This is a genomic window from Parabacteroides caeci, from assembly GCF_023656795.1.
In the GTDB taxonomy this organism is placed as follows: domain Bacteria; phylum Bacteroidota; class Bacteroidia; order Bacteroidales; family Tannerellaceae; genus Parabacteroides; species Parabacteroides segnis.
The window spans coordinates 32,722-55,726 of sequence record NZ_JAMOKT010000040.1 but is presented as its reverse complement, the minus strand read 5'-3'; the positions used below and the strand labels follow the sequence as shown (position 1 = coordinate 55,726).

Here is a 23,005-nt window from a genome sequence, read left to right as displayed (position 1 = left end):
AACATGACAGGATACGAAAGAATACAAGCAGCTCTTTCCGGCAAAAAGCCGGATAAGACACCTATTATGCTGCACAATTTCATGATGGCCGTCAATGAGGCAGGATACACCATGAAACAATACCGCAACAATCCGAAGGTTATAGCCGAATGTTTTATACGCGCAGTAGAAAAATATCAGTATGATGGCATTGTTGTAGACATTGATACAGTTACACTTGCCGGTGCATGCGGGGTAAAAGTCGATTTCCCGGAAACAGAACCGGCCCGCTCTCATACTGGTATTTTATCCTCTTTAACTGAGCTGGACCAGTTAAAACCGGTCAATGTACAAAGCTATCCATACGCCACAATCTGGTGCGAAGCTGTCAGCCTGCTAAAAGATTATTTCAAAAACGAGATTTATATCCGGGGAAATTGTGATCAGGCACCATTCTCACTCGCCACAATGATCCGTGGTGTAGAAAATATGATGATGGACTTATGCTTGGAAGAAGAAAACAGGGTTTTCGAATTTCTGGATTATTGTTACGAAGCCACTTCCCAATTTATCAAAATGATGGCAGAAGCCGGTGCAGATATGGTATCCAACGGAGATAGTCCGGCGGGGCCATCCATGTTGTCACCGGATATGTATGAGAGGTTTGCACTCCCTTATGAAAAGAAAGTTTGTGAATACGCCCATCAATTAGGGGTTCCGTATCTATTACACATCTGTGGCAACACTGATATTATTATCGACCAAATGATTACATGCGGAACAGATGTATTAGAACTGGATTACAAAACAAACATCAATCGGGCTGAAGAAAAGATGCATGGTAAAACTGTTTTTGCAGGCAATATTGATCCTGCCGGAGTATTGGCATTTGGAACACCTGCATTGGTCAGAGAAAAAACAATCGAATTAATAGAAGTATTCAAGAACAATCCCCGATTTATACTGAATGCAGGTTGTGCCATTCCTTCTACAACTCCTCCCGAAAATCTGTTCTCCATGATTCATACAGCACGAGAATAAAATAAATACTTTCAGAAAAAAAACAGGACAGTAGTGTTAGGTCTCCCCACACTACTGTCCTAAATAGAGTAACACTACTGTGCTACCCCTGCTAGTACTACTATACTATCCCAAATAACGCTTCTTAGTATTCCAATCTCAATGTTATTTGTCCATACGGAGCCATCACCAGATTGCCGTCGGTTCTCTCTCCGGCTATCTCTTCCTGGTCACAGACAGAAATACGCACCGGGACCTTTTTAGGAAAAGACAGTTTTACACTTTCCTCTTTGTCGGACAAGGAACGAAGGCGGACGATCAAAGCACGATCGCTTTCCAGTGATTTGATTATCGTCGAGTACACTTTCCGGTTGTCGACAGCTATCAATGGCTGAACCTGCGGATCTTTATCTGCCGTAACGTATACCAGCGGTTGCGATTGTTCCATTCCGAAACGGTTCGCTTCCACCACATCGTAAGCTTCATGCGGATACAAACGGTAACGGAATTGGACAGGACCATCTTGGGTCAACGGGAAGTTCGTATGCCAGTGGTTATTCATCACCCATGAATAAACGGTTGAACTCGGTTCGAGCTTCTCCAACCAATTTCCCTTGTCTCCCCAACCGAGTGCGATGTTTGCCGTACGGTTGCCATACTCAAAGAGAGGAGCATCCAACGAGCACCAGGTGACGCCATGAGTCGCATTCGATACGTCCAGCCACCGCTGCATCGCAAGCCAGTTACGGTTACCCTGCGGCCACTGGTCCTTTTCCACTTCCATCACTCCCCAGGGAATATCGACACGGGTCTTTGAGTTCGGCAGATTGAAGGCAAAGCCAAAATGAATGCCGTCTTTCTCCACCAAAGGCAATTTATCCACGACATTGGAGATTTCCACCCATGGCTGGCCTGCCAACAAACGGACAGAACGGGAGACACTCCGGCAACCGGTTGCTTTCGATACCACACGCAGTTCTACAGCCAAAGGACCTTCTTCCACTACAGAAACAGATAATACCGTATCCGCCTGAGGAGCATCCACATTCGCCGGCAACCAGGAGAATGTATTGGCTCCCTCGCCAATATAGTTATATTCAGCACCTTTCTTCAATAAAGAAACAATATTACCGGTTGCCTGGTCCACATGCACCGTCAGACAATCGTTTTCCAGTGTCGTTCCCTCTATTTTGCAACTGCCCGACAAAGAACATTTGCCTTCCACTACCCGAAAATGACGGGAACTCAATGCTGGTACTTCCGGGACATAGAACAACAGCTCACCGGTAGAAAGGCGTTGGGAAAGTACCTCTTTACCATGCTGGTCGACCACTTTATCCCCTTTCAAACTCTCCTTTGCCGTCAACCGGATCACACCGCTCTGCGGCCATGAATGCGTATTAAAGACGGCGATACCTCCATTTGCCGGACCTTCCTTAGGACCCAGTGCCCCATTCGACTTATCTGTGGCAGGAGCCAGCGATTCATCCAGCATATCGATCGAGCGATCTTCGGCTTCATGGAAGTAAGACTGCTTCACTTTCCAGATGGCATCCTGGAAATAAGGTTCGGTCGGGTTCTCAAAGCACCAGGTATGTTCCGAACCTAAAAGGATATAACGCCATGCCTCATCGAAATCTTCACGTGGAGCTTTCCCGCCATCTGCCAGCATGGACCAGATTGTTTCCGCCTGCGTCAACCGCTCTTTGGCATTTCGGTTTTTGGCGGTCAGGCCGGCTGCCGTACCTAAGCCGTCCGTCCAGTATTCCGTATAGTCGCCGGATACGACCGGCAACTGGTCTCCATATTTATCCTCTATCATCGACATGATTTCGTGGCCACCACAAATACGAATCTTCGGGTAGGCATATTTTTCATTCCACTCCTTCACCGCAAAAGGGATATCGGCATCCAAGGGATTGTTGTCCCACAAGGACCAGGAGAACAAGGCAAAATCGTAGGGGTAATTATCTTTCTCCATAGACTCTAACTGCTTGGTAAAGTCTACATTCGCATATCCGGTACGTATTACTTTCGGAACCTTTTCCGGATCACGCTGGCCGAACCACGGACGTCCCGTCTCTCCGCCTTTTCCCATACTCCCGCTATTGGCATAACTGCCAGGTTGGAAAAACAAGACTTTCGACTTTCCATCCGGCCCCAACCACCAAAAAGGCTTACCATCCATATTGGCATGGGCATTTCCCGCCCGGTCGGAATTAGGCCAGGAAATGATATACCGAACTCCCTCCTGTGCCATTACCGGAACAAGTCCCCACGATATGCCCGGAATATCGAACTGTTGGAAAACGTCTGCGGGTTGTCCGCTTAACCGTTGCATTTCCCGTGTAAATTTAAAAATGTGGAACATCTCTTCATCTGTACAAATGCTAGTATTCAGGTTCAGATAACTGGCATCCACACACACTTGTCCCTTCTTGATTGCATCTATGACCCCATCCCGCATCTCCGGATTGGATTGCCATAAGCGTTCGAGCGGCCATCCAATTTCAGGGTTCCACACATAGCGGGCACCCTCCGGATGGCTCTTCGTCTCTTCTGCAAGTTTTATCCCTTCAATGATATTATTCTTGTGAAGCTGTTCTACGTTCTTATGCGTATTGGTATATCCTATATCTACGTGAGCATGGTTGTACAAATAAACATTCCAATGACGCATAGGCATAACACTGACTTTTTGCTTATACACCTTATCCGCCCCACGAAGAACCAAGGTGACTTCCGACTTCTTCCCTGTAGGTACTGTGGAAGGTAACAGAATTTCGACCTCCGTCGAATCTTTCGCATTCAATGCAAAATGGTTCTTTTCTGTTTTTCCTTTGGCTATCACATCTACGGAAAGCTCTCCTTTCAGTTCCTTTCCTTTCAATTTAACCGTTACAATACGCCCGGGAGTTCCGTCCGCCCTGTAACCATAGAGAGGACGCACCACATAATCGACTGAAGATGGAACAACATCTGCATAAATCACAGAAGATAATACAGATGCAAACAAACAATAAGCTATTTTCTTTTTCATTGTATTCAATTTAGGTTCTTCCCCTAACTCTAGTTTTGTCTCTGATATTTTATAACTAAATCACCTCTTTTCAACACCAAATTCTCAGTCGTAAGCTCTTCTATCTGCAATGTGTCCGAAAAAGATATAGTCTGGTGGTTACCTATACTTTTACCCGACAACACCAGCTTGTCTCCATTTTTCACCCAAGACTCATATTGCAGGGTGGCCATATTGATGGAAGTAGCCCTTCCCCCATTCTCTAACGTAACACCTTGTACCATCTCAGGCATACCGGGGACAGGCTCGATCCAGGAACCTTCAATCTGCACATTGCTGCAAGCAGCCAAACCGACTACAGTAAAAAGAGTAAACACACCTTTTGATATATTCATCATCATAACATCGTATTTAAATAATTCAACTTTAAAGCAATTTGAAATGTTTCATACATATTACTTTTTCCTAAACAGAAGACAAGCACCACCACCTGGAGCCAGTTTCAATTTCAAAGTATCCGATTTCGTGACCTTCTTCTGAGAGACCTTCAGTGTCTCGCGGTTCGTCAGATAGTGGGCATCGTCACCGTCTTCCATAATCTGAACATCGTAAGAATCTTCAAGAAGGAAAGAAAGAGGCAAGTCTATTATCCGTCCCGACTCATTTGTGGCTGCTGCTACCAGAATCGCATCATCCGTCTCCCGCATCATCACGATATACGCTCCGATCTCTCCTGCCAGCGTACGGCTTTCTTTCCAGGGCATTTTCTGTGCAGAGAGGAAGTCGAGCAATGCCGGATATTTTTTATAATACTCCGGAATGTCCGGTAAGATGGTCGCACCGGAAAACACGATTAACGTACGGGCCGCCTCTGAAACCAAAGTAGAAGGTACCGGTTGGTTTTCGTCGACACGGGTCGTATTACCCTGGCGAAGATCAAACATACCATTATTCATATCTATAGGGCCAGCCACCATATTGACGAATACCGTCGTACAGAACGTAGTCGGAGTAAATACCCGATGGGCATCCAACTGAGCATGGCAAAATTCGCGTGTCACGGCATTCGGCCAGGTACGCATCTGCCCGTAAGGATGTACCGGGCCATCGTGATAGTCGACCAACAGATGATTCTCTGCACAAAGCCGGGTAATCTTTTGTGTCCACAAGTTCTTCTCTTCCTGGCTACCACGCATGAAACCGTATTTCACCCCGGCAGCCCCCCAGTCGCCATACTGTTTCAATGTTTGTTCGATCGGATATTTCCGTCCGCCCACATCATTCAGGTATAGCCAGATACCAACCCCTTTCTCTTTACCGTAAGCAATCAGGTTTTGCACATCTTTCGCCTTATCTCCTTCCACCGGATGGGAATCCGATTCAAACTCGGGACCGTACCAATTGGCATCCAGCACCAAATATTTGAATCCCTGCTCTGCTGCAAAATCAACCATTTTTATCCACGAAGGATAGGACATCGAATAGGTAAAGCCGTCCCATTCTGCCCCGTCGATACGCCAATCCCAAACAGCGACACTCGGTTTCACCCATGAGAAATCTATCTCCGGATCAGGATCAGGGTTCAGCAATTCCAACAAATGGCTATCCACCAGCGCACCAGGAGTCTTACCCGCCATGACCACCCGCCAAGCAGAAGTAAAACCACCCTTCAACTGTCCGAACACACCCGGAGAAGAGGCGACAGAAAGCGTATGCTCCCCTTTGCGCGAAGCCAGTCGCAACGGATCGCCCTCCGTCAAGCAAGCCTCATGCACATTCAGGAACAAATCGCCTGCTACCTGCAAAGTCACATTTGACGGACGAACCGCATCCACTTCGCTCAACTTGACTGGTCCATAGTTTGCATTTTCACCATTATAAAACCAAGCCGTAGGATCTGCTACATAATTATATTGTGTCAATTCACACTCGGCAGCTTCATCCACCCCTTCCGGGATCAGATAACGAAAAGCCAGCCCATCGTCGTAAAGGCGAAATTCGACTGTCAGTTTATTAATACCGGATTGACTGTCCTTATTTTCCAACAGAAGCGTGAGCTGGTTATATTTATCCGGAACTACAGAGCGTTTTCCCCAAACGGGATGCCATTCACCATCCCTACTTGTCTTTTCCTCTTTCGTAACAGTCCAACCACTTGCCGGAAATTCATTCCCATCTTTCAGACGGTACCCCAAACGGGATGAATCGATCACCATGGCATCCCCTGCGTAAAAACGGTAGATAAGATCACCTTTATCCGACTGCCCGACCTTTACGGACAGACTGCCATCGGGAGATTGCAGCACATACTTACTCTCTCCGGTACAACCAACTAATAATAAAGCCAGTAAACTAAAAATCAAACTATTAACAATGCGTTTCATCTTGTACAAAACTTAATCATGATACATGCTATAAATCAGTCATTATAAAAAATAGGCAACGGCGGAGCATCGACAGGCGTATCGCTATGAGGCAGTTCCTCCGGAGCCACTCCTCCCAATTGAGAACGATACACTTTTAAGCCACGGATCGGTGCATTCCAGATACTGACCAAAGTCCCTTCGCACCCCCGGTCGGGCATCATCTGTGCATGTGTTTCCATATATTGGTCGAATAACAACAAAGCCCGGTTGCATATCTCCTGTGCACGCAGTTTCTCCGATTCAGAGACACTGCCATCAGCCTCTTTACGAATGGTCCGGATCTCGGCTGCCTCCAAGAACGCATCCATATAAATCACCGAACAAAGGACACGGTTCCCCATAAAAGCGAGGTAATCATAAGCCGGGCTCGTTTTATCTATCTGTGCGATCAGTTCAGCCAATAACTGTCCCGCTTCAAAATAATACGTGCGGGCTGTTTGTACATGCTCCTTATTCATCCAAGGGAAAGAACCTCCCGACCGCCAAGCTCCCATCCAACAGAAGCCAATATTACCCAAATAAGTCCGGGAATGATCATTGGCTTGCTGGAGTAATGCCAGTATCTTCTTATATTTCTCCACATCCTTGATAGCCAACCTTCCGGCATACTGTTCGTAAAAGACATCCGGAATCGTTCCCCCTTCCAAAGTAGAAGTCATGGCATAACGGGCTGAAGTCCGGTTTTCTGCTGTCCGCCAATGATTGTATAAGATAGAACCTTGTTGTTCCTCAGGCAACAGCTTCCCGATATGCTCCATCAGGCGTGCATTCCCATCAATCGAGTTCTGATAGAGATACATGAGTCCGTCAAACTCGATCCACGAATAAATTTCGGTGTGACGCATATCGTCCGCTGTCCGGATAAGGTCGGCAACAGCTGTTGCCGTGCCACCACTTCCGTGCGAAGCCATCAGGCAGATTTGCGTTTCCGGCAATGTCAGACGAGCCAGGCGGTAAGCACCGTTTGTGTATCGTGTGATCGTGGAATAAATACCCAATTTCAATTCCGGTCCGAAAGCCTCTTTCGCCTGCAACTGTCCAATTGCCTGGGTAATAATGCCCACCTGTGTGTATAACGCATTCAAGTCGGTTTGCTGGGGCTGTATCGGGGCACAAACGATCGAGTCATTCGCGATTTCACTGGGAAAATAAGTTTTCAAGGTGTTCTTTACCTCCTCTGCCGTACATCGTGGTCCCCAACCACCGGTTTCTTCCGTAATCATTTCAAGTGCGTTTATACGGGGATAGGTTTTCCGGATATCTTCGGCAGTCTGCACAGCCTGCTCTACACTTGCCAAACGTGGTTCGAAAGACATTTGAACATAAAATCCCAGATCAGCCGCATAATTAACCAATTCCTGCATCCAAGCAACGGCAAACCGGCTACGCTTGCCGGGATCAGTAAATATCGGCTCCGCTTCCGGAATACAAAAGACACTGTCGTTCGTGGAGATATGCTTCTTCAAAAATTCGCTGTCATACATAAAATGAGTATCGCCATAAAAGAAGTTTCCGGCTAATGCCAGACTATCACCCACCTGTGTTTCATACCATTGTCCGGGATAGCTGTGGAATGCGATTTTATTGAAACGCATACGCAACAAGGAATTGATATATTCTTTCGCATCGTCAATGGAGTAAGAAGATATATCCATCGGGAAATTCACATGCTGGCGGATACCTCGCCAACGTACTTTAGGAGTAATGCTTTTATCAGTCAACAACGATAGGTCTTTCTTCACAGCCGGTACAGATACCCCTGTCACATCGAACGTATAGCCCAACTCTTCCAGCAAGGTATAAAAAGCATGTGTCACACCGATCTCGTCACCACCGAACATCCTGACCTGATTGTCTTTCAATTGAAAACCGAAGGAGCCATCCGTGATGGTCTGATCCAGACAGAACAGGTAATCCCGATTCGCGGCACCGGGAACCTCTGCCATGTACTTTCTCAAATCACTTTCTACCAATCGCATAGAAGCAGAGGGTGAGGATGAGAAACCTTCATATTTTACCTTCATATTCCTGCAGCCGGTCATAAAAAGACTACAGACAATCCATAATAATACCTGTAACGTTTTGCTATTTGTTTTCATATCTGTTTTTAATGAATGGTCTGAAAAAACTCATGCATCTGCACATCATATTCATCCGGAGTCGTATGCCATTCGGAAAGGCGGGTCACGCCAGTCTTCCGGCAAAGCTCTACGAACTCATCCAGGCGAGTGATCATCTCCGGACGCACCTGCCACTTGCCATTTACCTGCTCAAAACAACGGCCTTCGGACGTTCCCCGCTTCTTGGCTATATTGAACAAGGCATAAGTCAATGGCATATGGGCAACTTTCACCCGCAACAAGATGTCGGGTTGTCCGCTAACAGCCTCCATTGCCTGTTGAAAAAGAGCTTCATAACGCTCCATCAACTCATCACGCAGAAAACCTTTCTCGCTATAATCTTCCGGGTTCATAAAAATCCCCAGCTTTTCGCCGGAAGCCTCCGATTCATCATGTATGATATCTATATACTGGCGTATATAAGGAGCTGCCTCCCGGTAGTAATGCTTCAGGAAATCATCCATCTCCGCCTCCACGTCACAATCCGGATTCCAAAGCAAGCGGGAGATCAAATACTGGCGCAATTCGTAAAATTCACCACCTATTTCACGATTTCCCTGCTGGAAATGCGCATTGGTACCGTTCTCTACAAAAAACTGGATATTGGGCTGCAAGACGCGTAAGTTTGGAAACGGACTGACCAAATTCCGGAATTGCACCACATAATCCCAAATCATGATATTCCGGGTCAATTTGCCCCACGCACGAAGGTCTTCCCCGAAATTGTCATCCGGATTCGTTGCGATCGGCTTCTGGCGTTCCGACTCAATATCACAAAGCATGATCTGTACATTTTCACGCGGCACAATCGTGCGAGGCGGCTTGCGGCTATACTGATAAGCCAATGTCGAGATCATCTTGTCAGGAAAACGTTCGGCTACCCGATTGACAAAAGCCAGGATCGAACCGCTATGGCTCCCTTCCTGTTCATCCATCGCTGCACACTTCTCGCACTGGCAATACCCGTAATTGTCATTTTGACTGACCGACCAGTAAGAGGCATTCGGGAACTGGCCCATCGCTTCTTCCAGATTCCTTACCAGGACATCAAACACATCCGGATTGGAAAGACACAACTGCGAAGTATTCCGTTTCCCGTCAATCAATGCGTAATATTCCGGATGAGTTTTAAAATACAGCGAAGGTGGCACCAGCAGTTCAAACGTATGGACCATATATCCCCATTCGCCATCTGTCACCCCGTCCAACGTACAGTGATCTATTTTATGCCAATCCGAATAGAATGGATCAAACGCATCACGGTAATGCGTATCCCGAAATTGATTAACAGGTACTTGCGTATCATCTATTTTTCCGACCTCCACTTGTTTCAGTTTCGGATAATCCAACACCTTCGACGACAGGCAACGATAGCCGAGATATTGATCGAAGAACGAATAAACCCCATAAAGTGTACCTTTGTCCTTGCCACCGACAATCGCCAATCGCGATCCCTCCGTCCGAATCGTAAAACCGTCCTCTCCAAGCGTAGCCGTATCTATGTCCGTTCGTTGCGAAGCACCAATAAGGATTTCATGTCTTCTTCCGGCTTCCGTATCCAAAACCACCGGGAGGGTGACACCGCTGCTCAATGCCAACAGCCGGCTAAACTCATGGGCGGCATGTTGCTCACTCTCGGTTGCCTTTGGCGAAACAACAATCACATACTCACTCTGTCCCTGATCGGCCAATATCAGCGGCCCCTTTTGACACGAAAGGAGTAGCGACATTACCGCCACTCCTCCGACTATTAAATAATTTTTCATGATATCCCCAATTAATGTCTGATGCAAAATTAACATCATTGTCTTTATCAAAAAATAGCATATTATTGCTAAATCGGTATACTATTATTACAAAAGCACCACCTCCTGCACTTCCCCCGGAGACAAAGAGACTGTTCGCTTTTCTTTTCCGAAAAAGCCTGACAACGTCTTTTTTGCCTCCTTACCCGTTTCACTGAAAATCGTCACTTCTGCCGGGAAACGGGTAGGGTTCGTCAGTTTGAGTACATAGCGTCCTTTTTCCGATTTAACTCTTTCTGCCTGGATATTGTCGAATACCGCCAATACATCTTTATCCGGTTGCACATAGATACCGGGTAACTGTGCCATTGTCAAGGCTATCGCCGCTTCTACCCAAGAGCAAGAGGCGAAAATATTGCCACCGATATTCTCCTTACCTTCCCAATCACTCAAGTTGACACGCTCACAAGATCCTCCCGGTGGCATATTGCCTATTGACCGGTCTTCACGGCTGATATACTGAGAAACACCATGGGCTATATCTGTCAATAATTCCAATGCATACCTATTACCTGTCGCCCGGTAATATTTCAGCAAACAATCACCCGACCAAGTACAAATTCCTGGAGCTCCGTGTTTGTTCGCCACACTTGCCCAAACAGCACCGCAAGAACGGGCATCGATCTTGCCCATTGGCGATTGAACCGGAAATACAAAATCATAAGAGACCGTCCAGCTGGCGCAAATAGGCAATAGCTCCGAACAATAGGTGAGCCATTCATTGTCGCCGGTCACTTCATAGAGTGCCATATAGGCTTCAAACAGTCCGAAGGCGGACTCACTATCCGGTGTAGACAATATCTCGCCCGGTCCTCCGGTGGTATATCCTTTCCGGACATAATCTGTATAGTATTTACGTCCTGCCAGTTTGGCAACTTCCAAGTATTTCGGATTCGAATACCTCTGCGATGCCAAAGCCAGGCCGCCACAAACAATCGCGCCTGCCGTTGAATTACCGATACAAATATCTCCGGTCTCTACATCTACAAAATGGCCGAACTGCCCTTCACGGTCCCACATCCGGGTAAACGCATCTGCCTGTTTCTGCATAGCCGACTTCCAGTGTGCCGGAACAACCTCCCCTTCCGACTCCAAATAGTCGAACTGGCGAAGCGCCATATACAACCAGTCGCCTTGTGAACGAACCAACGATTCGTTATTTTTCAAAGGAGAACCGAACCCAAAGCTGACAAACTCTTTTCCATTCCCGTAGGCATTAAACAATCCCGAACGTGCCTGGCTTTTGGAAACAATGACCTCAATATTCTTCTTGGCACGCTCTTTGCCCTGTTCGCCGCCCTTCATCATGATCGGTAAAGTATTCTGACCACCGCCGACCCATCCCAATTGCCAGATAAAATTCCAACTGGTATTTGCACCGACCTTACTCAGCCAATACATATCGATCTCTTCATCCCAACGTTCCGTTTGGTAGAGGTTATTCACCAGCTTCCAAGCCTCACTGAACGGAAGCTCTTCCCGACGGTCTACCGGATTATACCCTTTGCGCTCTTTCAAGAAACGCTGGTACAGGTCGTTCAAGCTCTTTGCCGGAAAGGTATATACCCGGAAACGGATAGAGACGGCATCCCCCTGCTTGTAATCTGCCGCTTCATCCCCCGATGCAGCAAATCCGGCTCCAACAGCCCGTTTCTCACGCACGGCAGGCGAAGTGATCGTAAAGACACTTTCCGTCTTCGTGTCATTTTCAGCAATCGTCAAACCGTGGTTGCCATTGTTATTTCCTTGGGTTGTTTGTACCATCCAAGCCTTTTTCTTGTCCGGTGCATAAAAGGCCATCAAGGGGGTGGAGGCATTCCCGGTTGTCAGCTCTATTTGGGCGGCACCGCTTCCCTTCTTGCCCAAGGTTGGCTGAACCGTGGTCGTTGTCGGCATATCTTTCCGCCACTCGCTCTTGTCATACCAGTAAGGAGGATAGCCGATGTTCTTGACATCGAAACGGTTTCCATCATAGACGATAGCGGGAACAAACACATAATTGTCGGCCGACCAGTCCCGGAAAGCAAAGTCAACCCCCACGACAATATCATCCGCATGGCCTTTTTCTAATTTCCAAGTGAGTTCATAGTCGGTTGCATCGGGTTCGTTGGGGACAGACTTCTTATGCACAGTCATTTTCCAACCCGCATGGCTACCTGTCTGTATATTCTCTTGCGTTTGAAGAGATAACGAGGTTTTATTCTTCACCTGTGTTCCCTCATAACTACTAATGAACGGGATAATATCCCCGGACACCGGTTTTAAAGATTGGGCGTTGGCCAACATGACATTCATTCCTGCCAACAAAATCAAATTAATACACGATCTCATAACTCTTCCATTACTATTTTATCCAAACTATTATTTAATTCATTTATCTACAACATCTACAATCATCACCATAATAAACAGTTTATAATATAGTTGTAAACAGTTGTAGATAAAAAAGCATCTACCATATTTCCGCCTTATCTACCACTATTTGCCACTTTTCAGCCATTTTTTGTAAAAACAAATCATCTTCCATCTACCAAGTCCGTCCTCCTACTACCATACGCCCAAGTAGTTTTCCCCTAAGGAAACTTTTGTTTTGCGCTTGGAAAACTAAAGTTTCCTGCTGACAAAACTTTAGTTTCCTAGGCAGAAAACTATTTTCACTACCTTATTCCTTTATCCATAGCTTTTCAAGAACGCACCCAAAAGTAAAATAGAAAAATAAAATATCCACATACAGTGGTAGATACAGCTAAATAATTGTAGATACTTTCCTATCTACAACCATCTGCAACTGGATTGTTTTTCATATCCCTAAAAGCATAGTTGTAGATATTGTAGATATTAAAAAACTTTTTCCCGCCCTTCTATTCTAATACCGTATACTTCAAGTATGAATAGTCTGCCGGATTCCCGATTTCAAACTCCAACATGCCATCCGGTGATACCTGTTTGGTAAATGTCTTTCCTGTCCGAATATCTGTTATGCCCAATTTCTTTCCTGCCAAAAACTTCAAACGGATTTCATGGGCTGGCTGCTGGTTGTGCAACTCACGGAACAGCAGGAAGTATCCACCATCCTGTTTGTCATTGATGAACTGGAAACCGGCCCAAGCCTCATTCGTCGGGGTCTCCCCGATCGGGAAACTATAACAATCGAACATCTCCTTGCGGTGTTCCTTATAAAGAGCTATCAGCGACTTCAACTCCTGACGGCCAGCTTCGTCCAAGTATTGTGCACTCTGGAAAAAGACCGGGATAAACGGCAATCCCATGGCAAAACAATACCCATGCCCGTGCTTGTCGGCATCGCTATACCGTGTATCGACCCGCTTCGGATTTTGGAGTAATACCTGCAACTTGTTACTGTTAAAATATTTACTCATCAGCCAATGTTGACGCAACACATGATAGGGCACCATGATCAAATGTTCGGGGAGTGCCTCCTGTATGTTCTGGAAATAGATACTGCCATATTCCTTCGCATAATACCAGCCATAACGGGGATCGTCATATTCCGGACAGAAAGAGAACTGTGTTTTCATCCAACGACGCTTCATGATCTCACGAATGTTCTTAAAACGGTTCTCGAAGGCCTCCCGGTTATTCAGATGGTCGAAATCGACTTTCCAAGTCACCACATTCGCATCTTCCAGATTCCATAACAGGTCTTTTTGCTTCGCACGTCGGATGGCGATCCACAATCCCAGATCCACCTTATTCTTTTCACAAGCCGCCTTGATGTTTTTCCATTGATCCGGATAGCTGGGAAGAAAGACCTCCTTTTCACCGCCCCACGGATTGATCTGCCAACCATCGTCGATGCGCAACACGTCTACGCCCAAATCTGCCAAGAGAGGTATTTCTTTCAGTAGATAATCCTCTTTCGCGAACTGCGCGCCACCCGGATCGGCCGGTCCCCAAGTATCATTGATGATCATGATGTCACGCTCCGGAAAGACCGGATAACGAGCACGGTCGAAACGTTTCAAGGCAAGCTGCATACCATCGTTTCCACCTTCATAGACAATCGTCCACGTCGCCCAACACTCACGGAAACGATCCGTCACGATCTCTTTCGGCTGCAAGCCCCATCCCGTTACCGAAAGCCCTTTCGGACCGGCATAGAAACTTCCGGTATTATGTCCTTGCTGATTGACACATTTATGGGATTCTTTCACTACACAAACACCGTTCCCGTCGTAATCGACACCGACACCACTCGCCCAATTTATATCTTCGTCCTGAAAGACCGGATAACCCACTACCCGTTCCTCTTTCAGCATATCCCGGCTTTGGTCGTGGCGTGACCCCGGGTTATTGTAATAGCCCCAATAGAGGCGTTCGTTCTTGACCGAGAAATCCAACGGTACATATTCCGTCTGACCGCTGGGAACCGACAGGGTATGCCCGTAATAATTCCGCGTCGTTTCCTTTTCCGGCAGACCTTCCGGATTAAAACCATCCATCGCCTTCACACGCAATTGTGTACGAATCCCCGGCGCATCCGGGAAAACCCATACAACATGCTGTACCTCCAATCGTGCCGAATCATAACGCAGGTAGGTAATCAATTCCAAATGGGGATTGATAAAACCTTCATCATCACTCTTACGCGCTTCCAAAGACACAAAGGTTGCCTGCGAATTGGGATTGATAGCTCCCGGCAGATTCCAGTCGCAAGTAATCTCAGGTCTCTCCTTTTCCCATTCTCGGTTCAACAACAGGTCTTTGATAGAGATTGTTTTCAATCCGGTTTCATTCCAACACCATTTACGTTCGATCTTCCCGGTCGAAACAGTCAAGGTATCATCCGTCACTGCAACAGATGCGCTTTTTAATTTCTTATTATATCCTCCAGGAAGGGTTTGGGCTGTTATTCCTCCGGATAAACATAACAAAAGACATATCAACTTCTTCATTTCATTACTATTTTACTTTGTTTCATCCAATAAAACTAGTCCACTTATCCACTTTCCACCTTTATCATAACTTAATAGTGCAAACCTATTTAGAAATTAAAAAGGAGCTGTGTCAAAATACACTATTCTGTCATCCCGGACTTGATCTGGGATCGCATCCTAGACTGATAATCAACATTTAGAATAAGATGACGGATCAAGTCCACCATGACAAAACAGGATTTTGACACAACCTCTACATAAGTAAATACAAATTGTTGTTATCTCCTAATTTTGTGCAGGAGTATTTCCCGTCTTCTCCCAATAAGGATTCTGATAGATTGGGCAATCAGTACCTTCTCCATCGGAAGATGCAACAGTAAATACTTTCTGTGGAATAGGATCCAGATAATAAGCCATCATCCAACGCATACCATCTTTAAATATATTACTTACATCTGTCCTATTCATAAATCGATAATATTTACTTTCTGATTTAGGAGACATAGTAGCACTACCACTTTTGTCCGCAATAATTTCAGAAGGATCATACATGGCATAATTGGAATCCCAGAAATTGAAACCTTCCATAAAATACGGTTTACTCTTCAGTTGATCCAACGCTCTCCAACGCTTCAAATCCATCCAACGGAAACCTTCTCCCATAAACTCGCATCTTCTTTCGCGGCGAATATTAAACAAACGAGTATCAGATAATAATTCGCCTGCAGTATATGCCGCCCAATCGGTTTCCGCTTCTTTTGCAATATTTGTATTTTGATCTGTAAGATCCAAATCCGGATTCACACCAGCTCTTTCACGAATAGATTTCCAATACATTGTTGCACTTCCGTCAAGAGTTCCCGATCTCAAATAACAAGCTTCGATATAGTTCAAATAAGCTTCCGTTGCACGGAACATAATCTTAGCCGCCTGTCCTTTTTCTAATTTTTCTGCCGCATCAAAAGAAGCTCCTTTTCTCGAAGCATAACCTGTCGGATTACGTAAATTATTATTCGCATTAAAAAGTTGCGGTTTGGGTTCAACTATAATCGCATACTCTCCCGAAGGACCTGTCGTTGCTTGATCCAAATCATTAAGTTGCCCTTCCTCTTTTAAGAACAACCAAATACGTCCATCTCGGTCAAAACGAGTATCAGAAAGAGTTTTATCACCTTTATACCCTGAGTTAGAGGCATAAATAGGAAGACCGTTTTTCATTAAATAACAATCCACACCACTACGAGTATAACATACATTTGCCGATCCTTCTATTCTGCGAAAAGCCTCATTAGTCACTCCTAAAGCTCTGGAATAAACCTTCCACATCAAAACTTCGGGATACGCTGATTTATCAATTGCCGAATACATATTGACATAATCGTTTTCGTAACAAGCTTTTGCAAAAGCCTGATGAGCCTCCTCGTCTGCAGCAGCATCCATACCGATCATCGATGCCATCTTATTGGTTGTTAACGGGAAATGGTCAGCAACCTCTTTGGCATTTTTCATGGCTACATCCAAAAAATATTCTACCTCTTTTTCCAAACTTCCTGCCGGATACTGATATCCTTTATACATTACCTCTCCCGGCCAACCTTGACCACCAGGAACAAATGGTGTTCCTTTAAAATTTTGTAACCACGTAGCCTCATAAAGAGCGACCCGAGAAGCCAAAAGTTTAGCACAATAAGAAGATAATCTCAGATTATTTCCATCAGGCGATTTGTCTAACATCAATTCTGCTGCTTTCTGCAAATCACTCAAAATGAAACGAGCCACTTCATTACGCGGAGCACGACGAGATGAATCTGTCAATATCTGCAAATCATTGGGAAGCACTGTTGTCACAATAGGGAAATCACCAAATGTCTGCAATTTACCGAAATAAGCATTGGCACGTATCATATACATCTCACCGATACAATGATTGATCATGCTCTTTTCACCCGTAACTGCATTTTGCTCCAAACGCAGATCAACCTGTTCAAAAAAATAGTTACAAGCTCGGATAGTTCCAAAATCCCATTCGCCACCCTGATCCACGCCGACGAACACCTGTGCCTGGTTACTAGCAAATTTATTGGAATAACTACCGTATTGACTATCGGTCCCCCCATCATTATCATAATAATTGACGCCATCAAAATTATAATAATTCATCGTATAATACCCCAACTGATCTGCATCGTTAAAATAACCTTCCGGGGTGATTGAAGACTGAGGAGCCTCATCCAAAAAAGAATCACAGGATGTAAAACCGATAACTCCTCCCATCAAAATTGCTATAATAGATTTTTTCATTGTTTTATAAATTAAAGTGTTACACTTAAACCGAATGAAACCGCCTTATTAATCGGGTAGTCACTTGTTTTCAATGTTTCCGGATCAAACATATCTGTTTTCAATCCATCTATTGTAAACAAATTCTCGCATGACAAATAAAAACGAAGCCTTTGTATATCTATTTTCTTCGTCAACTTAACCGGTAACGTATAGCCCACCTGAAGATTTTTCAAACGGATATAGGCAGCATTCTGTAAATACCGTGTTTGCTTCTGATAGTTTCGACCGTCACCTGTTGGATAAGGAAGATAGGCATCCGAATTGGCTCCGAAGAAGCTACCTTCAGGACGCCAATAATCCATACAACCTTGCCAACCGGCACCCCCCCCCCACCAGTAACCGAAGAAAGTATGCGCATCTGCTGGCCAAAAATCACGATGCATTACACCTTGGAAGAAACAGCTCAGATCGAATCCTTTATAATCTGCATTCAAACGGATACCAAACGGAAATTTGGCTCTATCATTACCGATTTTCTTTAAGTCTCCATGATCCTTCAAGGTATTTTTACCAGTTGTGATCACGCCATCACCATCCAAATCCGCATACATAATATCTCCTGCCTGCCATCCGCTACCGATACGTGACTGGTCCACTTTCGACAAATGCTCTTGCATCTCTTGGTCTGACTGGGCGATACCTTTTGTTTCATAACCGTAAAGATCCCCAACGTATTCACCGGTGATATAAGTTCCTAAACTTCCGGTCAAGTTAGGATAGCTTGTTATCTTCGTCTTCGAATTGGATAAAACCAAACCTACGCCGTAAGAAAGCCCGCATTCCAAACGATCTCTCCAGTTAATACTCAATTCAAATCCTTTTGTACGCAAAGATGTATTATTTTCTTTTGGATTTGCTGTTCCTAATATATTAGGCAATTCTTGAGCCGGTCCTCGCATATCTTCCGTATTTCGAACGAAATAATCAAACGAACCAGTTAAACGATTGTCCAATATGCCAAAATCAAACGCACCATTTACCGATTTAACTGTTTCCCATGTCAAAGAGGAAGATACTAGTCCCGGCATTCCGACCGTATTTACTCTCAATCCGTTAACAATCATACCATTATTTATACCTATCGGTAAATTCACATAAGTAGGATAATAAATGGGATTTCCATTATCATCTGTCACATTCTGATTACCCAACTGTCCATAAGAAGCCCTCAGTTTGAAAGTATTCACATAATCAGCCAGTGGTTCCCAGAATTTTTCATTTGATACATTCCAACCGGCAGAAAATGAAGGAGAGAAACACCATCTGCTACCTTTACGGAAACGGGAAGATCCATCATAACGCATACTCACTTCAAACAAATAACGGCTATCAAAATCGTAGTTCACACGACCAAAGAAACCGGCAGTAGACCATGCATTCAGATTACCACTGACAGATGGAGGAATAACAGATCCATTCAACCCTACACCAGTCGTTGTGTCCAAAACCCTATAACCATCAACCAAAATGCCATTACGATAGGCATTATAGCTTCTCAATCTTTTATTTTCAGTCTGTACACCGGCTAATATTTTAAAATGATGCTTTTGGATCGTATTCTCATAGTCCGTATACAAGTTGGTGGTCATGAAGTTAGTCTTCGAATTAACCTCTTGGATATAAGAATTCGAACGGTAACGTGTATAAGCCCACGGCTTTCCATCGAAATCATGGTTATAAACCACCTTACCTTCTTCATTACTATTATACATATCCGTTGCATACGTAAAATTACCGACAACCCTCCAACCTTTCAATGGCGTAATAATCATTTCCCCATGTTGATAAAGGTTATCGACAACCGACCGGGTTGTTCCTCCTTCTGCCAATCCTAATGGAGAAGATGGCCATGCAATCAGATAACCATTACGGTCATAAATCGGGAAATTGGGAGCAACTTCATAAGTAGCCATAGAACCAAAAATACCTCCAGCCGAATTTATCTCTAATTCTGTCGGGCGGTCATAATCCTGACGTTGCCAACGTGTACCGAATGAGAAAGACATCCAATCGGTAATCTGGGCATCCATACGGACACTGGTATTATATTTGTTCATCTTATCTTCACCAAATGCAATAAGTCCATCATTTTTCTTGTACGCTCCGGAAGCATATAACTTAAATTTATCAGAACCGCCACTGACACTGATGTTATGCGTTTGCGAGAAGGAATGGCTTTTATAAATCTCCCTATACCAGTTGGTATTACCAACACCTGCCGCTGTGTAAGCATTTTGCCATGTTATGGAAGGATTGTTCGTCCATTTTATCAACAGATCCTGCGGTACAGTCGTATCCGGATGACCGGACGGAGATAAAGGTAACTCACCATTCACAAATTGGCGAATACGCTCTACTTGTTCCGCACCATACTCAATATTTCCACCATTACGCAGCGATACTTCATTTCGGTAATTCACAAAATCATAACTATTCAATTGATCATACCACCTGATAGGCATATCAAACTCGAAATTGTTATTATAATTAATGTTTAATGCACCTTCCTTACCTCTTTTTGTTGTAATCAAAACAACACCAAATGCTGCACGGGCTCCATAAATGGAAGCAGCCGAAGCATCTTTCAATACAGAGATAGACTCTACATCTTGCTGGTTCATATTAGCCAAATCCGCAGCATCTATAGCAGCGCCATCCACTAAAATAAGCGGTTCGGCACCCGAGTTGATGGATCCCATGCCGCGAATGTTCATAGACGGATTGGAGTTCAACTTACCATTGCCCGATGTGATATTCAAACCCGGAACAACCCCTTGAAGAGACTTGTTCAATGAAATTGAAGGACGGTTTTCCAAAGCCTTTGTATCAACCGTAGCTACCGCAGCAGTCAGGTTCACCTTCTTTTGTGTACCATACCCGACTACCACAACCTCATTCAATAATTCACTATTCTCCATCAATGTAACCTCTACGGAGTTTTTATTTTTTATCGATACTTCTACCGGAACATATCCTATATAGGATATCATCAATGTTGCACCCGGTGCAACATTGATGGAAAATTGTCCATCAATATCAGTTATAACCCCATTAGTATTGTTGCCTTTATCCACAACATTCGCCCCAATAACCGGGTCTCCATTGATGTCCTTCACAACACCTGTGATCTTTTTTTCTTGCTGGATTACCGGATTCATGACGTTGGCTAATTTCTCTTTTGATGACAAAACAATATAAGCCCCGTCCACCGTATACTTAATACCAGTTTCACCAAACAACTCTCCTAAAACCTCTTCCAAGGGACGTTTTTTGGAATTGACCGATACTTTACGGTTTACATCTACATATTTGTCATATACAAATAAATAATCAGTCTGTTTTTCGATGGTATTCAAGACATCCCGCAGTTCTGCATTATTTTGTTTTACAGTAACCTTGATATTCTGGGAATTGGAATTTCCTGCATACAGACTGAACGCCAATGCAAATGAACACACTGTGGTTAGCTTCATGATTCTAAAAAAGTGTTTACACCGTTGGGTTTTGTCATAGAAAACCCACGATAAGAATTTTTTATTCATATCTTTGTTGTTGCTAATTGATTAATACAGTTATTTTTAATTGTGTTAATTGGATGCCGGTGAGTGTGGGGACACTTATCGGCATTTCATTTAAGATTAACTTTGCTTTTCATGTTTGTTTCATAGGCTGTTTCATTTTTTAGTTAGACTTATTTTATATAGACAATCGTGTTGTCCTCATTCCTTTCAAAAGTATATTTAGCATTTCGTTGTAAAATACGCAATGCATTATCCAAACCGTCGGAAATACGGAATTTACCGCTGCACGAATATTCTTCCAGATTCTTATTTTCAACCATAATGGATATACCGTAACATTTTTCGAAACGTTTCATCAACTCATGAAAAGCGATATCGGTAAAACAAACCAATCCGTCACGCCAACGGAAGTGGTCGTAATCATCGATAGATGAAACCAACAACCGGCCGTCTTTCAGATGAACTTCCTGGTTCGGTTTCAAAAGGACAGGAACCGAAACGGCTGAATTATCCGTAACTTTCACGGAACCTTCCATCAAGGATGTTGAAAATTCCTCCGTATCCGAATAGGCCTCCACGTTGAACTTTGTACCTAATACTTCTATATCACATTTCCGGGTATGGACCACGAAAGGAGATGTCTTGTCATGCTTCACTTCAAAGTAACCTTCTCCATCCAACTTCACTTCACGTTTCGCTCCGGAGAAAATGGCCGGATAAACCATCTCCGAACGGGCATTCAACCAAACTGTCGTTCCATCCGATAATGTCAAATTCACCCGTTGTCCCGCCGGAACAGTTATCGTATTCATAGCAGCCAGCAGTCCTTTCTTTTCAGATACATAGAAATACAGCCCGCAAGCGACCGTTATGGCTACCACAGCAGCCACCTTCAACATTTCACGCACGAAAGAATGTATCCGGAATCCGGAACGTTTTCGTTTCTGTTCCCCTTCCTCCTTTCCTTTAACGTCTTCAGCACTTCCTGCCAGAATCATTGCATCAAAGAACTCACGTTCCCTGAGTAATTCCTTCTCATTGGCAGGAGTGGCATCCAACCAGCGGTAGACAGCCTCCTCTTCTTCACGGGAAGCTATACCTTCAAAATATCTATATAATGTTTTTTTCTCCATTTTTTCGCCTTTCTATTTATTAAGCGTTTAGCTGGAAGATATCCCTAGTGGAAAAGTGATTTATTTTGCAAAATACTTCAAATAAACCTGATTAGTCTTTTATTTCATCAGTAAATACAAAAATACGGGCAGATAATCTTTCAAGGCGACACGCAGTACTTTCAAAGCCTTGGTGATATGAAACTCGACTGTTTTTGTAGAGATACCCAACGCTTCGGCAATTTCTTTATGACTTTGATTATTATAGCGGCTTCTGATAAAAACATCGCGTGTCTGTTCGGGAAGTGAAGCCAGCGCCTTATCGACAAGACTCTGGAGTTCGTCGGAAAATATCCTTTCCGGATTGCAGGCTTCCAGGGTAGCAATACGTAAATTCAGCCTGCGGGTTTCATATTCCTGCAGGTATTCTACAAAATCCTCCCGGGTACGCATCCTGCGCAAATGATCCAGACATTTGTGTTTAACTACCGTCAGGATATAAGCCAGAATATTCGAATGATCATCCAATGTCTTCCTGTTTTCCCAGTAATACATTAAACTCTCGACAGCAATATCTTCCGCCGTCATTTCATCATCCACATACGTCCTCGCAAAGTGTGTGAATCGCCCTTTGTAGTTAGTAAACAAATGGTTAAACGTCTGTATCTCGGTGCTCTCCTTCATAATAATACACTAATAAATGATAAAGATAAACAAAATATTTCTTGCTACACGTTCCTAGCATAAAAACATTGTATCACT

The 23,005-nt window shown here is 44.4% G+C and carries 12 protein-coding genes; 1 reads left to right on the top strand and 11 read right to left on the bottom strand.

Annotated elements, in window-relative coordinates:
* Positions 1 to 3 precede the first annotated feature (3 nt).
* Complete coding sequence (locus NBH15_RS18635; RefSeq protein ID WP_250823283.1) at positions 4 to 1,020, top strand: uroporphyrinogen decarboxylase family protein; 1,017 nt, start codon at positions 4 to 6, stop codon at positions 1,018 to 1,020.
* A 124-nt stretch (positions 1,021 to 1,144) separates the two neighbouring features.
* Here NBH15_RS18635 and NBH15_RS18630 read toward each other — a convergent pair whose 3' ends face one another.
* From NBH15_RS18630 to NBH15_RS18580, 11 genes are all read right to left on the bottom strand, one after another.
* A complete protein-coding gene (locus NBH15_RS18630) occupies positions 1,145 to 4,039 on the bottom strand; it encodes a glycoside hydrolase family 38 C-terminal domain-containing protein (protein ID WP_250823282.1) in 2,895 nt (964 codons plus the stop codon).
* A gap of 29 nt (positions 4,040 to 4,068) precedes the next feature.
* Complete coding sequence (locus NBH15_RS18625) at positions 4,069 to 4,419, bottom strand: lipocalin-like domain-containing protein (protein ID WP_250823281.1); 351 nt, start codon at positions 4,417 to 4,419, stop codon at positions 4,069 to 4,071.
* Positions 4,420 to 4,473: 54 nt separating this feature from the next.
* Positions 4,474 to 6,402 carry a glycoside hydrolase family 97 protein gene (locus NBH15_RS18620; protein WP_250823280.1) on the bottom strand — a complete coding sequence of 643 codons (1,929 nt, stop codon included), beginning with the start codon at positions 6,400 to 6,402 and terminating at the stop codon, positions 4,474 to 4,476.
* A 35-nt stretch (positions 6,403 to 6,437) separates the two neighbouring features.
* A complete protein-coding gene (locus NBH15_RS18615) occupies positions 6,438 to 8,543 on the bottom strand; it encodes a hypothetical protein (RefSeq protein ID WP_250823279.1) in 2,106 nt (701 codons plus the stop codon).
* Between the two features lie 8 nt (positions 8,544 to 8,551).
* On the bottom strand, positions 8,552 to 10,330 hold the full coding sequence (locus tag NBH15_RS18610; protein WP_250823278.1) for a glycoside hydrolase family 20 protein: 1,779 nt from the start codon (positions 10,328 to 10,330) through the stop codon (positions 8,552 to 8,554).
* 87 nt (positions 10,331 to 10,417) lie between these two features.
* On the bottom strand, positions 10,418 to 12,700 hold the full coding sequence (locus tag NBH15_RS18605; protein WP_250823277.1) for a hypothetical protein: 2,283 nt from the start codon (positions 12,698 to 12,700) through the stop codon (positions 10,418 to 10,420).
* Between the two features lie 530 nt (positions 12,701 to 13,230).
* Entirely contained in the window at positions 13,231 to 15,285 is a 2,055-nt protein-coding gene (locus tag NBH15_RS18600; protein WP_250823276.1) for an alpha-galactosidase, read from the bottom strand.
* Positions 15,286 to 15,552: 267 nt separating this feature from the next.
* Positions 15,553 to 17,568 carry a RagB/SusD family nutrient uptake outer membrane protein gene (locus NBH15_RS18595; RefSeq protein WP_244050805.1) on the bottom strand — a complete coding sequence of 672 codons (2,016 nt, stop codon included), beginning with the start codon at positions 17,566 to 17,568 and terminating at the stop codon, positions 15,553 to 15,555.
* A gap of 11 nt (positions 17,569 to 17,579) precedes the next feature.
* The gene (locus NBH15_RS18590; protein ID WP_244050804.1) at positions 17,580 to 21,083 is read right to left on the bottom strand and encodes a TonB-dependent receptor; all 3,504 of its coding nucleotides are present in this window, start codon (positions 21,081 to 21,083) and stop codon (positions 17,580 to 17,582) included.
* Positions 21,084 to 21,301: 218 nt separating this feature from the next.
* A complete protein-coding gene (locus NBH15_RS18585; RefSeq protein WP_128133605.1) occupies positions 21,302 to 22,264 on the bottom strand; it encodes a FecR family protein in 963 nt (320 codons plus the stop codon).
* Positions 22,265 to 22,363: 99 nt separating this feature from the next.
* Complete coding sequence (locus NBH15_RS18580) at positions 22,364 to 22,927, bottom strand: RNA polymerase sigma-70 factor (RefSeq protein WP_128133604.1); 564 nt, start codon at positions 22,925 to 22,927, stop codon at positions 22,364 to 22,366.
* Positions 22,928 to 23,005: the final 78 nt, after the last annotated feature.

What these genes read in the sequence shown, in the direction of transcription:
- NBH15_RS18635 (WP_250823283.1), top strand. Translation starts at nt 4, where the DNA reads ATGACAGGATACGAAAGAATACAAGCAGCTCTTTCCGGCAAAAAGCCG.
- NBH15_RS18630 (WP_250823282.1), bottom strand. Translation starts at nt 4,039, where the DNA reads ATGAAAAAGAAAATAGCTTATTGTTTGTTTGCATCTGTATTATCTTCT.
- NBH15_RS18625 (WP_250823281.1), bottom strand. Translation starts at nt 4,419, where the DNA reads ATGATGATGAATATATCAAAAGGTGTGTTTACTCTTTTTACTGTAGTC.
- NBH15_RS18620 (WP_250823280.1), bottom strand. Translation starts at nt 6,402, where the DNA reads ATGAAACGCATTGTTAATAGTTTGATTTTTAGTTTACTGGCTTTATTA.
- NBH15_RS18615 (WP_250823279.1), bottom strand. Translation starts at nt 8,543, where the DNA reads ATGAAAACAAATAGCAAAACGTTACAGGTATTATTATGGATTGTCTGT.
- NBH15_RS18610 (WP_250823278.1), bottom strand. Translation starts at nt 10,330, where the DNA reads ATGAAAAATTATTTAATAGTCGGAGGAGTGGCGGTAATGTCGCTACTC.
- NBH15_RS18605 (WP_250823277.1), bottom strand. Translation starts at nt 12,700, where the DNA reads ATGAGATCGTGTATTAATTTGATTTTGTTGGCAGGAATGAATGTCATG.
- NBH15_RS18600 (WP_250823276.1), bottom strand. Translation starts at nt 15,285, where the DNA reads ATGAAGAAGTTGATATGTCTTTTGTTATGTTTATCCGGAGGAATAACA.
- NBH15_RS18595 (WP_244050805.1), bottom strand. Translation starts at nt 17,568, where the DNA reads ATGAAAAAATCTATTATAGCAATTTTGATGGGAGGAGTTATCGGTTTT.
- NBH15_RS18590 (WP_244050804.1), bottom strand. Translation starts at nt 21,083, where the DNA reads ATGAAGCTAACCACAGTGTGTTCATTTGCATTGGCGTTCAGTCTGTAT.
- NBH15_RS18585 (WP_128133605.1), bottom strand. Translation starts at nt 22,264, where the DNA reads ATGGAGAAAAAAACATTATATAGATATTTTGAAGGTATAGCTTCCCGT.
- NBH15_RS18580 (WP_128133604.1), bottom strand. Translation starts at nt 22,927, where the DNA reads ATGAAGGAGAGCACCGAGATACAGACGTTTAACCATTTGTTTACTAAC.